Here is a 13,095-nt window from a genome sequence, read left to right on the forward strand (position 1 = left end):
GGATCAGATTCCGCGACCCTCCACCTTGATGGTCAGCTGGCTTTCCAGCTCGCCCGCGCCATCGAGGCGGGGATTGACCGCCAGCGCCTGCCGCACAGCCTGCAATGCGCGCTTGTCGTCGCCGAGGTCACGCATAATGAGGGCGAGGCCGTAGAGCATGGCGAAATGGCGCGGCTCGCGCGCCAGCACCTCCCGGATGTCCGCGAGGGCCGCGCCGTAGTCGTCGCGCAGGTAGAAGATGGTCGCCCGGCGGCTGAGCGCACCGATATAGTCGGGCTCGATCTCGATCACCGCGTCCAGCAGTTGGAGGGCGAGGTCCGTCTCCTTCGCCTCCGCTGCGGCGGCCGCCCGGGCCATGAGCAGGTCCGCGCTGGGACTGCCGGAATCGCCGAAAATCTGGTCGAGGCGGTCGGCGATCATCTTGGCGCTGCGATCGTCGGGGGCGACCTTCAGGGCGGCGAACAGGCCCTCCACCTGGGTGCGCTTGTCCTTCGGCAGGCGCGGACGCGCAGGAGCGGGATCGGACGGGCTGGCGGACGGAGGGCCGGGTTGCGGCATCGCCTTGTCGCCGCGCAATTGCTGCGCCTGAGCGAGGCCGCCGGAGATCGCAATCAAGAGAGCGGCGGCGAGGCCGAGACGCGCGGCACGGAGCGTGCGGCTGGCGGGGACGGGAGGCATCGCGCGGAAGGTCATCGGCGAAGTCTCCGCCGCGTTGCACGCGCCGTCAACAGTTGCGCCGGCCGCGGGGAGGTCCCGGGCCGGCGCAAGAGATCACATCTGCTCAAGACCGCCGCCTTGACCTCAGTCCGGCGGCGCTCAGGCCGGGCTTCAGCCCTGGCGGGCCTTGTAGCGCTTCTGGGTCTTGTTGATGATGTAGACGCGGCCCTTGCGGCGCACGAGACGGTTCTCGCGGTGGCGGCCGAGCAGCGACTTCAGGGAATTGCGGATCTTCATGACAAACTCGCTCGTGTCGAAATTCGGAGCCGACCGCGGCGCGCTTGCCGCGCGGCCTATCGACACCGGGAATTGGATCGGAGCCGGCGTGATAAGGGTCCGGAACGGGGATGTCAATGCGAGCGGCGGATTCGCACCTCCGGCGATCAGGCCCGGTGATAGGGATGCCCGGCGAGGATGGTGACTGCCCGATAGAGCTGTTCCGCCAGCATGACACGCACCAGCTGGTGCGGAAACGTGGCCGTGCCGTAGGCGATCATGAGGGACGCCCGCGCACGCACCTCGTCGCCGAGGCCGTCCGCGCCGCCAATGACGAAAGCGAGCGCGGAAAGCCCGCCATCCCGTTCGGACGCGATGCGGCGGGCGAAATCCTCGCTGGAGAGGTTGCGTCCGCGCGGATCGAGCACCACCAGCCCGGCTCCGGCGGGAAGCGCCGCAAGCAATGCCGTCGCTTCCTCGGCCATGCGGTCCTCGGCGCGGCGGGCAGCGGATTCGGCGATCTCGATCATGTCGCACGGACCGAGGCCCAAGGGCCGGCCGGCGGGGCGGATGCGATCCAAGTAGCGGGCCACGAGGTCCCGCTCGGCGCCGGCTTTCAGCCGGCCGACACAGGCGAGGACGAGGCGCACGTCGTCACAGGCCCGCCTGGACGGAAAACCGCATCAGGAGCGGGGCGTCCCGGCCCACATCTTCTCGATGTTGTAGAAGCTGCGGACCTCGGGCTGGAAAACGTGGACGATCACGTCGTTCGCGTCGATCAGCACCCAGTCGCAGGCCGGCTGGCCTTCCACCCGAACGTGCTTGATCCCCACCGCCTTGAGCGCCTCGATGAGGTGCTCGGCAATGGCGCCCACGTGCCGCTGCGAGCGGCCGGAGGCGATCACCATGTAATCGGCGATGGAGGTTTTGCCGCGCAGGTCGATGGAGACGATGTCCTCGGACTTGTCGTCTTCCAGCCGGGCTTGGACGAGGGCGAGGATTTCCGCAGCGTCGGGAAGCGCCTCGGAAACCTTGGCGTCTGAAACCGTGGCGGGCGGTGTCATCTCAGCGGCCGCCAGAAGTGCCGTCGTGGACAGGGGTCCAAATCCTCTCGCTCAAGGCGACGGTCCAAACCGTCGCACCCCCTCAGAATGCCTGCAAATCAATGAATTTTCAAGACGTGTGGCGAGCGACACCCATCCGGCACCCTTACCGAGCCGCGCGGGCGGCCCGGATTCCCGTTGAAGACAGGGGGGATTTCAGCCCGTGGAGGAACACCCACGCGGGTGGCGCGCAGTCCGCCAGAAGCCGCGCCTCCTGTTCGCCGAGGCGATAGCGCGCCAGCGCCTGCGCGGCCGGAGAGGCGGTCGCGGCGAGGCTCTGCCCCATTCGGTCCACCACCGCGATGGGCACGAGGTCGGCGATGCCGCGCCAGTGCTGCCAGCGGTCGAAATGGGCGAGATTGTCCGCCCCCATGATCCACACGAAGCGCACGCCCGGCAGCCGCCGCACCAGATAGGCCAGCGTCTCGTAGGTGTAGCGGGTGCCGATGCCGGCCTCGAAGCCGGTCACATCGATGCGCGGATGACGCGCCACTGCGCGGGCGACGGCGATGCGCTCCTCCAGCGGCGGCAGGGCGCGATTGTCCTTCAGGGGGTTTCCCGGCGTCACCAGCCACCACACCCGGTCGAGGCCGAGCCGTCGCAGGGCGAGAAGGCTCGCCGCGCGGTGCGCGTCATGGGCTGGATTGAAGCTGCCGCCGAACAGGCCGATGCGCAGCCCCGGCGTGACGAAGGGCAGACGCCGCGCGGCGCGCGGCGTCACGGGCTCCACGACGGGGCCGTAGGATGTCACGGGCGGGTCTGTCCCGACCCGTGAATGCGGTACTTGAAGGAGGTGAGTTGCTCGGCACCCACCGGCCCGCGCGCATGCATCCGCCCGGTGGCGATGCCGATCTCCGCGCCGAAACCGAACTCGCCGCCATCGGCAAACTGGGTGGAGGCGTTGTGGAGCACGATGGCGCTGTCCACCTCGGCGAGGAAGCGATCGGCCGCCGCCGCATCCTCGGTGACGATGGAATCGGTGTGGTGGGACCCGTGCGCCTCGATATGGGCGATGGCGTCGCCCACCCCATCCACCACCTTCGCGGCGATGATGGCGTCGAGATATTCCGTGTCCCAATCCTCAGGGAGCGCCGGCTTAACGCGCGCATCCACCGCCTGCACCTCGGCATCGCCGCGAATTTCGCAGCCCGCGTCGATCAGCATCTCCACCAGCGGCTTGAGATGCGTTCCGGCCACCGCGCGGTCCACCAGCAGCGTCTCGGCCGCGCCGCAGACGCCGGTGCGACGCATCTTGGCGTTCAGCACCACAGTCTTCGCCATGTCGAGATCGGCGGCCTTGTCCACGTAAACATGGTTGATGCCGTCGAGATGGGCGAACACCGGCACCCGCGCGTCACTCTGGACGCGGGCGACGAGGCTCTTGCCGCCGCGCGGCACGATCACGTCAACGGTATTGCCGAGACCGGCCAGCATGTGGCCCACGGCCGCGCGGTCCGGCACGCTCACGAACTGCACCGCATCCTCGGGCAGGCCGGCGGCGGTGAGCCCGGCGACGAAGGCGCGATGGATGGCGCCGGAGGAATTCAGACTGTCCGAGCCGCCGCGCAGGATCACCGCATTGCCGGCCCGCAGGCACAGGGCCGCGGCGTCCGCCGTCACGTTGGGGCGGCTCTCGTAGATGACGCCGATGACGCCGAGCGGCGTGCGCACGCGCTCGATGATGAGGCCATTGGGGCGGGTCCAACGCTCGGTGACGAGGCCGATGGGATCGGCCAGTTCCGCCACCTGCTCCACGCCCGCGGCCATGGCCTCCACCCGCGCGGGGGTGAGGGTGAGGCGGTCGAGGAAGGAGCCGGTCATGCCGTCCGCCTTGGCCTTGGCGACATCGATGGCGTTGGCGGCGAGGATGTCGTCAGCCGCTTCACGGATCGCCGCGGCTGCGGCCTTGAGCGCCTGCGTCTTCACCTCGGGCGCCGCGAGGGCGAGGCTGCGGGCGGCGGCGCGGGCACGCTTGCCCATGGCCAGCATCACCCCCTCCAGCTCCGCCGGCGGCACAGGCCGGCCCGCAATGGCGGCGGCATCGGTGCGGAGGGCGGAGGCGGTGGACATGGCGAGGACTCTTTCAACGGGAGAAGGGTTTCCGCCCCCTAAGATGGGGACGGATGCCTTGATTAGCACGTCATGTGGCCGGGGCGACAGGCCGGGCTGGCCGCTCAGGCCATAGGCGGCGCATTGGGATCGGGGACCTCCAGGACCGGCAGCAACCGTTCGTACGCGACCGCGAGAAAGGCGCAAAAAACGACGAACTCGAACGTGGAGATAGCGCTATTCAGAAATGACATCAGGGCCTGGGCGACAACAGGGATCGCGGGCAGGGATCCCATCGTCGGTGGAAAGTGAGCGGCAAACGGCGGCCAATCAGAGGCGTAAAGGAACATCACCGGCAGCATGACGAGGGCCAGCGGCACAAGGAATGCCACCCAGAGAATGAGATGCGCACCCACCAGGCGCCATGTGTTGCCACGGCCCATCCGCTGCACCTCGCTCCAGGGCAGAACCTGTCCCAATGCCCGAGCGGGCAGACGGAGCAGGAGCCGGGCCTGGATCGCAAGTGAGGCCAACAGGAATGGTCCAAGGAGCACGACGGCCGATAGCCAATCCGGCAATCTAAGCCCACTCAGCAGAGCCCCGATAATTGCGATGACGATCATGACCAGCAACATGGCAAGAAGGGTCACCACCACGATTCTCAGCGCATCGAGCAGGTAGCCGAGAATTCGCCCTGGCCCCTTGCCCAGGGTCTCTGCATCAAGCCCGGCCCGGCCCCGCAACACCTCATTTTGCGCAACGAGGGCGAGCACGATCAGCGGGATCGCCGTCAAGAGTATAAAAACTAGAGCGAAGGCGATAAACAACGCGACCGACCAGACCGGTGGCGCCTGGATCGCGTGCATGGGTGCAGCGACCGCAGCGGGTCGCACGACATTCCAAGTGTCGAATCCGATTTGGGAATTCCACGCGCCGCCCAGCACCGACCAGGCTAGGATATAAATCCCGATCAGCCGCCAATGCCTGCGGCAGATCACGATGCTCCACTCGAACGCAAGTTTGACCGATCCGAAGATGGGGAGCTTTACCCGTTCGCCCATGGTCCGCCCTGACCGGGGCATAGTTGAGCGACGCGCGCGGCCCGCCCCACAGCCGTGGCAAGCACAACCGCTAAGCGACAGATCACAACCTGTCGAGCACTAACAACATGTTACCTAAGGGTAACGCGTTGAAAAAGAAGCCTCACTCCACCCCGAGCGCCAGATCGTCCCGGTGCACCATCTCCGACCGTCCCTTCACGCCCAGCAGCGCCTCGATCTCGGAGGTGGAGTGGCCCATGATGCGGGCGGCGTGGGTGGAATCGTAGGCGACGAGGCCGCGGCCGACTTCAGCGCCGTCGGGGCCGCGCAGTACCACGGCGTCGCCGCGGTCGAACTGGCCATCGATGCGCTTCACGCCGGCCGGCAGCAGGCTCGCCCCGCGCCGCAGCGCAGCCACTGCGCCGTCATCGAGATGCAGCGTGCCACGCGGCTCAAGCGCCCCGGCGATCCAGCTCTTACGAGCACGCACCGGATTGGCGGAGGTGAGGAACCAAGTGCAGCGGCCACCCTCCATGATGCGCTTGAGCGGATTCTTCACGTGGCCGGAGGCGATCACCATGTGGGTGCCGGCGGAAGTGGCGATCTTGCCGGCCTCGATCTTGGTCCGCATGCCCCCGCGCGACAGCTCGGAGCCGGCATCGCCGGCGATCGCCTCGATCTCGGCCCCGATGCGTGGCACGACCGGGATCAAGGTCGCGTTGGGGTCCTGCGCGGGCGGGGCGGTGTAGAGGCCGTCGATGTCTGAGAGCAGCACAAGCAAGTCCGCGCTCGCCATGGTGGCGACGCGGGCGGCGAGGCGGTCGTTGTCGCCGTAGCGGATCTCGGCGGTGGCGACCGTGTCGTTCTCGTTGATGATGGGCACGGAGCGCAGCTCCATCAGCCGGCCGAGGGTCGAGCGCGCGTTGAGATAGCGGCGACGCTCCTCCGTGTCGCCCAGCGTCAGCAGCACCTGCCCGGCGGTGATGTTGTAGTGGCCGAGGATGTCCGCCCAGGTCTTGGAGAGCGCGATCTGCCCCACGGCGGCGGCGGCCTGGCTATCCTCCAGCTTCAGCGGCCCCGACGGCAGGCCCAGCACGGTGCGGCCCAGCGCGATGGCGCCGGAGGAGACTACCAGCACTTCGCAGCCTTTGGCGTGCAACGCGGCAATGTCCTCCACCAGCGAGGTCAGCCAGGCAAGACGCACCCGCCCCTGCGCGCGATCGACCAGAAGGGCCGAGCCCACCTTGATGACGATGCGGCGGAAATCGGCGAAGGAGGGCGTCTTCGCCTGCGCGTCGGAAGACGCTTCAACGGCAGTTTCGGGGGAGGCGGTCTCGGGGGTGGCCATGGACTTGTGAACCGGCAAGGCACGTCAGGCGTGCGGACGGCGCACGTCGGTGCGGGAGAGATCATCCCCCTTGAAGAGGAGCGGCACGTCATGCGCCTTGGCCACGGCATAGGCCATAGCCTGCCCGATGTTCAAGCCCGGCCGTCCGCGGTCAGCCGATGGGGCGGATCCGCAAGGCGCCCTAAGGCTGCCACCCTTCCCGCGGCGCTGCCTCTTCCTTCTCGACGCCGCGCGCCTCTTCCACGACCGCAAGAAGCGCCCTGAGCGCCTCCGGCACGCCTTGACCTGAGGTGGCGGAGAGGAGCAGCGGCTTCTTCTTCGCCGCGCGCTGCAGGCGCTCCTTCTGCTGCTTGAGCAGTTCGGGCGAGAGGGCATCCACCTTGGAGAGGGCCACGATCTCGGGCTTCTCGTCGAGCCCATTGCCATAGGCGGCAAGCTCGGCACGCACCGTCTTGTAGGCCTTGCCGGCATGCTCGGACGTGCCGTCCACGAGATGCAGAAGCGCGCGGCAGCGCTCCACATGGCCGAGGAAGCGATCGCCGATGCCGACGCCCTCGTGGGCGCCCTCGATCAGGCCGGGAATGTCGGCCAGTACGAACTCGCGCCCGTCCACCCGCACGACGCCGAGGCCGGGATGCAGCGTGGTGAAGGGATAGTCGGCGATCTTGGGTTTCGCCGCCGTGGTCGCCGCGAGGAAGGTGGACTTGCCGGCATTGGGCAGGCCAACGAGACCGGCGTCGGCAATCAGCTTCAGCCGTAGCCAGATCCAGCGCTCCTGCCCCTCGAGGCCGGGATTGGCGCGGCGGGGGGCCTGGTTGGTGGAGGTCTTGAACTGGGCATTGCCGAAGCCGCCGTTGCCGCCCTCCAGAAGCTTGATGCGCTGGCCAACCTCGGTGAGGTCGGCGAGGATGGTCTCCTCGTCCTCATCGAGGATCTGGGTGCCGGCCGGCACCTTCAGCACCACGTCCGCGCCCTTGGCGCCGGTGCACCTGGCGCCCCTGCCGTGGTCGCCCTTCTTGGCCTTGAAATGCTGCTGGTAGCGATAGTCGATCAGCGTGTTGAGGCCGTCCACGCACTCGATCCACACGTCACCGCCCCGCCCGCCGTCGCCGCCGTCGGGACCGCCGAACTCGATGAACTTCTCGCGCCGGAACGAGACGCACCCCGCCCCGCCGTCACCGGAGCGCACATAGACCTTGGCCTGATCGAGGAATTTCATGGGTTCGAGGTAGACGCGCGCAACCTGGAACGCAAGGGGAGAAACCCCCTTTGACCTTTCCCGCGCGCCGGACCAAAAGACGAACATGAGCCCGCGCACCGTCGATGTCCTCCTGCCCCTCGGCCTCGACGCCGCCTATTCCTACCTCCTGCCCGAGGGGATGGCCGTGTCGCCCGGCGACCTCGTGCATGTGCCGCTCGGCACCAAGAGCGTCATCGGCGTGGTCTGGCCGCGCGCGCAGGCCGCTGGCGGCAGGGCGGTGGAGGCCGGCAAGCTCAAGGCGGTCAAGGCGAAGCTGGACTATGTGCCGCTGCCGCCCGACCTCATCAGGCTCATCGACTGGATGGCCGACTACACGCTGGCGCCGCGCGGCATGGTGCTGCGCATGGCGCTGCGGCACGGCGAAAGCCCGGGCGCGGCGCGCGAGCGGGTTGGGGTAAGGCTCACCGGCACGGCGCCGGCGCGCATGACGGCCGCCCGGGCGCGGCTTCTGGACACGCTGGCCGACGGCTTCGTGCGCGGGAAGACCGAGGCCGCTCGGGAGGCCGGCGTATCCCCCTCCGTGGTGGACGGGCTGGTGGATGACGGTACGCTGGAAGCCGTCGTCCTGCCGCCCGAGCCCGCCGCCTACCCGCCCGATCCCGACCATTCCGTGCCCGAACTCTCCCAGCCGCAGGCGGAGGCGGCAGCGACCATGGTCGCGGCGGTGAAGGCGAAGACATTCGCCGTCCACCTGCTCGACGGCGTGACCGGCTCCGGTAAGACCGAGACCTATTTCGAGGCAGTTGCGGAAGCGATCCGCGCTGGTCGGCAGGCGCTGATCCTGCTGCCGGAAATCGCCCTCACCCAGGCCTTCCTCGATCGCTTCACCGAGCGCTTCGGCGTGAAGCCGGCGGAATGGCACTCCGGCGTCTCCACCCGGCGGCGGGCCAAGGTGCTGAACGAGGTGGCCTCGGGACAGGTGAAGGTAGTGGCGGGGGCACGTTCGGCCCTGTTCCTGCCGTTCCGGGATCTCGGCCTCATCATCGTCGATGAAGAGCACGACCCGGCCTACAAGCAGGACGATGGCGTCTGCTACCACGCCCGCGACATGGCGGTGGTGCGCGCGCGCCTCGCTTCGGCGCCCATCGTGCTGGCCTCGGCGACGCCCTCCATCGAGACCGAGGTGAATGCCAGGCGCGGACGCTACCGGCGGCTCGCCTTGCCGGTGCGCTTCGGCGGCGCCAAGGTGCCCGGGCTCTCCCCCATCGACCTGCGCAAGGAAGGCCCGCCGCGCGGCCGCTGGATCGCGCCGCGGCTGGAAGCGGAGATCAACAAGACGCTGGAGGCGGGCGAGCAGGCCCTCCTGTTCCTTAATCGCCGAGGCTATGCGCCGCTCACCCTGTGCCGTTCGTGCGGCCACCGGATGCGCTGCCCCTCCTGCTCCGCCTGGCTGGTTGAGCACCGCTTCCGCCGCCGTCTCACCTGCCATCACTGCGGCTATCAGGCGCCCGTGCCGGAAAAGTGCCCCGCCTGCGATGCGCCGGAGAGCCTCGTCCCGGTCGGCCCGGGCGTCGAGCGGCTGCAGGAGGAGGTGCAGACCCTCTTTCCCAATGCCCGCGCCCTCGTCCTCTCCTCGGACCTGCTGGGCGGGGTGGAACGGATGCGCGCCGAACTCGATGCGGTTGCGAAGGGCGACGTGGACGTGGTGGTGGGCACCCAGCTCGTCGCCAAGGGCCACAATTTCCCCGGCCTCGCCTTGGTGGGCGTCGTCGATGCGGATGTGGGCCTCGGCCATGGCGACCCGCGCGCCGCCGAGCGGACGTTCCAGCTGGTGCATCAGGTCGCCGGACGCGCCGGGCGCGGCAAGGCGGAGGGGCGCGGCTTCATCCAGACCCACATGCCCGAGCATCCGGTGATGCGCGCCCTCGTGACGGGCGATCGCGACGCCTTCTACGACGTGGAGATCGCCGCCCGCGAGGAGGCGCAGCTTCCGCCCTTCGGCCGCATGGCGGCGCTCATCGTCTCGGCCAGCGAGGCCCATGTGGCCGAAGGCCATGCCCGGCGCCTGATTGCCTCCGCACCCATCGTCCCGGAGGTGCGCATCCTCGGCCCGGCGGAAGCCCCCCTGGCCCTTCTGCGCGGACGCCACCGCTGGCGACTGCTGGTGCGCTCGCCGCGCAATTTCGATCTGCCGGCCTATCTCAGGGAATGGCGGGCCGTCGCACCGAAGGTGACGGGCAACATCAAGGTCGCCATCGACGTGGACCCGCAGAGCTTCCTGTGAGCGCCATGGACGATGCCATCGACCGCCCTGCCGCCCGGCTCCTCGTGCTCGACGCCGAGGACCGGCTGTTGCTGTTCCGCTTCGCCTATGCCGAGGGCGCGCTGGCCGGAAACGTCTATTGGGCCCCGCCCGGCGGCGGGCTGGAGCCCGGCGAGACCTATGAGGCCGCCGCCTGCCGCGAGCTGCTGGAGGAAACCGGCCTCGCCATCGCCCACCCCGGCCCGGCCGTCGCCCATCGCGAGGTCGCGTTCGTGATGCCGGATGGGCGCCCCGTGCGCTCGCGGGAGCGCTATTTCCTCGTGCGCGCGCCCGGTCTCGTGGTCTCGTCCGACGGCTGGTCGGAAGATGAGCGCAAGGCGCTGGTGCATCATGCGTGGTGGACAAGGGACGCGCTGGCCGCCCTCGCCGAGCAGGTGTGGCCGCAGGATGTCGCCGCCATGCTCGCGGAGGCCGGAATCTGGCCCTGATGGTGCGTCAATGCCGGCACCACCGTTCCGCTTGCTCGCGGCGCGCCGTTGGGCAAAATCCGCCGCCATGCTCGCCCTCGCCGAATCAGCGGACCTCTCCCTCGCACGGATCGACCTCCGTGGCGCGGAGCTGGAGCTTGACCCCTCCGGCGCCCTGCTCTGGCCGGACGAGCGGCTGATGGTGGTGGCGGACCTCCACCTCGAGAAGGGCTCCGCCTTCGCCCGGCGGGGCCAGATGCTGCCGCCCTATGACACACTCGACACGTTGAAGCGCCTTTCCGCCGCCATCGCCCTGCACCAGCCGCGCATGGTGATCGCGCTGGGCGACAGCCTGCACGACCGCTGGGCCGGCGAGCGCATGGCAGACTCCCTTCGCGACGAGATCCGGCGCATCCAGACCGGCCGCACCTTCATCTGGATCGCCGGCAACCACGATCCCCTGCCTCACGACCTCGGCGGCGAGGGCACGGCCATGCTCGCCCTCGGTCCCCTTCTCTTCCGCCACGAGCCGGAAGAGGGACCCGCGCCGGGCGAGGTGTGCGGACATCTTCACCCGGCGGCGCGCGTGGTCGCGCGCGGACGGGGCGTGCGGCGGCGGTGTTTCGTCACCGATGGCAGCCGCATGATCCTGCCCGCCTTCGGCGCCTACACCGGCGGGTTGAGCGTCGCCGATCCCGCCATCGCACGGCTATTCCCGGCACGCCGATTCACCGCCCACCTGCTCGGCGCGGGGCGCACCTATGGGATGCCTGCGGCGGCCTGCCTCTGATCTGAACGGCGCTCAGCGCCGGCGGCGGATGCGCACGTAGAGCGCGCCCTCCCCGCCATGGCGTCGTCCGGCGGATTCGAACCCGACCACCACCGCCCGCAGATCGGGCTCCGCCAGCCACAGGGGCACCGCCCGCTTGAGCACGCCCCGGCCCTCGCCGAAGGCCGGCCCGGAACTCATCAGGCGCTCGGGATCGCCCTTGCCGGTGATGACCAGCACCAGCGAATGGCCGGTCGCCTGCGCCTCAATCAGGAACAGGCGCAGCCGGCGATGGGCGGCGGCCTGGGTGAGGCCATGCAGGTCCAGGCGCGCATCCACCTCGGCCCCCCGGGTGAGACGGCGGCGCGTCTTCGGCTCCAGGGCGGCGAGGGGTGGGGGCGGCGGGGAAGCGGGGGCGGCGGCGGCCTTGGGCGGAGTGCTGGCCTTGGCTTTCGTCTTCGCCTTCGGCTCGGGCGGCGGCTCGACGACGGGGGGCAACTCGGGGACGGCCACAACGGCCTGGGCGCCAACGGGCTTTTCAGGGCGCAGGCGCTTCACCGAGCGCACCACATGGTCCCAAAGCGCACGCTCTTCCGCATCGAGCACCCGGCGGCGGCCCCGGCGGCTCATGGCGCGCCCCCGGAATCCACCGGGGCGAAGCGCGGCACGAGCATGGTGAACACGCCACGATGCCGAATGCGGCCCGCCACCGCGCCCGCCGCATCGCCGGCGCCGAAAAAGAGGTCCGCCCGCGCCGGCCCGACGATGGCCGAGCCCGTATCCTGCGCGATCATCAGCCGCCGGAACGGCTCGGCGGCGCCGGGGGCAGACAGCGGTAGATCCGCCTCCACGAAGATCGGCGTGCCGTAGGTGTGGAGCTTGCGGTCGACCGCCAGCGAGCGCCCCGCCGTGAGCGGCACGCCCTGGGCCCCCATGGCGCCCTTATCGTCGCCCAGCGGCAGGGCCTTGAAGAAGGCGAACGAGCGGTTCTCCCGCCGCAATGCCCGGCCCGCCTCGGGGTCAGCTTCCATGAAGGCGCGGATGCGCGCCATGGACATCTCTTCGCGCGGCACCAGCCCCCGCTGGATCAAGAGCCGCCCCACCGCCAGATAGGGCTGGCCATTGAAGCCGTCATAGCCCAGCCGCAGGATGCGCCCGTCCGGAAGGCGCACGCGGGCGGAACCCTGAATCTGCATGAAGAACAGGTCGATAGGGTCCTTGAGCCAGACAATCTCCAGCCCGCGCCCCGCCAAGGCGCCATCCTCGATGGCCGCGCGGTCATGATACGGCACGAGGGCGCCCCCCTCCCGCCGGAAGGCGGGGCCGGAATTGGGCGTGGCGCCGGGTCCCGTCATGAGGAGATCGTCGGGACGCCCATAGACCGGAACGTCGAAGCCGTTGCCCGGCTGGAGCGATCCTTCCACCTCCGGCTCGTAATAGCCGGTGTAGTAGCCGCCATCGCCCCCGTCAGGGACCACCCTCCACGCGCGGAAATTAGCCTCGAAGAATAGGCGTGCAAGGCGCGGCGACGGCACGGTTGACCCCAGCCGCGCGGCGGAGGCGCAGGCACGGCGCAAGCCGCCCGCGAGCGTCGGCACGGAGGGCGGGCCCACCTCCTTCGGCGGCGTCTTCAACGCCGCGCAGCTTGCGCGAAAGGTGGCGAAGGCCGCGGCATGGTCGTCAGCGGTCCAGCCGTCTAGCGCGGCAAAAGGGACGGGCTCAAGCCTGGCCCCGGCTAAGGCTGGAACGATGGGCTGGAGCGACATGGCCGGTGCGGAGATGGGCCGAGAGGCGGGGTCGGCGGCGCAGGCGGACGTCGCCACGAAGACCGCCCCCACGATCCCGGCAAGGGTCGCGCCGCGTGCGGCAACGCCGGGAGAGACGCGCCGCACGCCGGCTGTGACGGCGCGCGCCTGTGCCAT

At 69.6% G+C, this 13,095-nt stretch carries 14 protein-coding genes; 3 read left to right on the plus strand and 11 right to left on the minus strand.

The annotated features are described in order from the left end of the window. Window positions 1-3: 3 nt before the first annotated feature. The 9 genes from ACT535_RS23490 to obgE all read right to left on the minus strand — a co-directional run bounded on the left by ACT535_RS23490 (window position 4) and on the right by obgE (window position 7,692). Complete coding sequence (locus ACT535_RS23490; RefSeq protein ID WP_476366229.1) at window positions 4-693, minus strand: tetratricopeptide repeat protein; 690 nt, start codon at window positions 691-693, stop codon at window positions 4-6. Between the two features lie 135 nt (window positions 694-828). Beyond that, window positions 829-954, minus strand: a complete 126-nt coding sequence (gene ykgO / locus ACT535_RS23495; protein WP_024276737.1) for a type B 50S ribosomal protein L36 — start codon at window positions 952-954, stop codon at window positions 829-831. A gap of 146 nt (window positions 955-1,100) precedes the next feature. Then, window positions 1,101-1,583: a 23S rRNA (pseudouridine(1915)-N(3))-methyltransferase RlmH gene (gene rlmH / locus ACT535_RS23500; RefSeq protein ID WP_476366230.1), complete on the minus strand. Its 483-nt coding sequence runs from the start codon at window positions 1,581-1,583 to the stop codon at window positions 1,101-1,103. A gap of 33 nt (window positions 1,584-1,616) precedes the next feature. Continuing rightward, a complete protein-coding gene (gene rsfS / locus ACT535_RS23505) occupies window positions 1,617-1,997 on the minus strand; it encodes a ribosome silencing factor (protein WP_168457132.1) in 381 nt (126 codons plus the stop codon). A gap of 145 nt (window positions 1,998-2,142) precedes the next feature. After that, the gene (locus tag ACT535_RS23510; RefSeq protein WP_476366231.1) at window positions 2,143-2,787 is read right to left on the minus strand and encodes a nicotinate-nucleotide adenylyltransferase; all 645 of its coding nucleotides are present in this window, start codon (window positions 2,785-2,787) and stop codon (window positions 2,143-2,145) included. Then, on the minus strand, window positions 2,784-4,025 hold the full coding sequence (locus ACT535_RS23515) for a glutamate-5-semialdehyde dehydrogenase (protein ID WP_476366270.1): 1,242 nt from the start codon (window positions 4,023-4,025) through the stop codon (window positions 2,784-2,786). Before ACT535_RS23515 ends, ACT535_RS23510 begins: the two co-directional genes overlap by 4 nt. Before the next feature lie 185 nt (window positions 4,026-4,210). Beyond that, on the minus strand, window positions 4,211-5,146 hold the full coding sequence (locus ACT535_RS23520; protein ID WP_476366232.1) for a hypothetical protein: 936 nt from the start codon (window positions 5,144-5,146) through the stop codon (window positions 4,211-4,213). A gap of 142 nt (window positions 5,147-5,288) precedes the next feature. Beyond that, complete coding sequence (gene proB, locus ACT535_RS23525; RefSeq protein ID WP_476366233.1) at window positions 5,289-6,473, minus strand: glutamate 5-kinase; 1,185 nt, start codon at window positions 6,471-6,473, stop codon at window positions 5,289-5,291. 181 nt (window positions 6,474-6,654) lie between these two features. Beyond that, window positions 6,655-7,692 carry a GTPase ObgE gene (gene obgE, locus ACT535_RS23530; protein ID WP_168457127.1) on the minus strand — a complete coding sequence of 346 codons (1,038 nt, stop codon included), beginning with the start codon at window positions 7,690-7,692 and terminating at the stop codon, window positions 6,655-6,657. An 85-nt stretch (window positions 7,693-7,777) separates the two neighbouring features. On the opposite strand from obgE, the gene ACT535_RS23535 reads away from it, so the two are divergent. The 3 genes from ACT535_RS23535 (at window position 7,778) to pdeM (ending at window position 11,194) form a co-directional block, all read left to right on the plus strand. Next, the gene (locus ACT535_RS23535) at window positions 7,778-9,958 is read left to right on the plus strand and encodes a primosomal protein N' (protein ID WP_476366234.1); all 2,181 of its coding nucleotides are present in this window, start codon (window positions 7,778-7,780) and stop codon (window positions 9,956-9,958) included. Window positions 9,959-9,963: 5 nt separating this feature from the next. Next, window positions 9,964-10,425: an NUDIX hydrolase gene (locus ACT535_RS23540; RefSeq protein ID WP_476366271.1), complete on the plus strand. Its 462-nt coding sequence runs from the start codon at window positions 9,964-9,966 to the stop codon at window positions 10,423-10,425. A 67-nt stretch (window positions 10,426-10,492) separates the two neighbouring features. Next, window positions 10,493-11,194 (plus strand): ligase-associated DNA damage response endonuclease PdeM, encoded by a 702-nt coding sequence (gene pdeM, locus ACT535_RS23545; protein ID WP_476366235.1) that lies wholly within the window; start codon window positions 10,493-10,495, stop codon window positions 11,192-11,194. Window positions 11,195-11,206: 12 nt separating this feature from the next. Here the strand turns inward: pdeM and ACT535_RS23550 are convergent, their stop codons facing one another. Together ACT535_RS23550 and mltA are read right to left on the minus strand one after the other, a co-directional pair. Next, complete coding sequence (locus tag ACT535_RS23550) at window positions 11,207-11,803, minus strand: Smr/MutS family protein (protein ID WP_476366236.1); 597 nt, start codon at window positions 11,801-11,803, stop codon at window positions 11,207-11,209. Continuing rightward, complete coding sequence (gene mltA, locus ACT535_RS23555) at window positions 11,800-13,095, minus strand: murein transglycosylase A (RefSeq protein ID WP_476366237.1); 1,296 nt, start codon at window positions 13,093-13,095, stop codon at window positions 11,800-11,802. Before mltA ends, ACT535_RS23550 begins: the two co-directional genes overlap by 4 nt.

The sequence above is a fragment of the Xanthobacter sp. DMC12 genome (assembly GCF_056314105.1).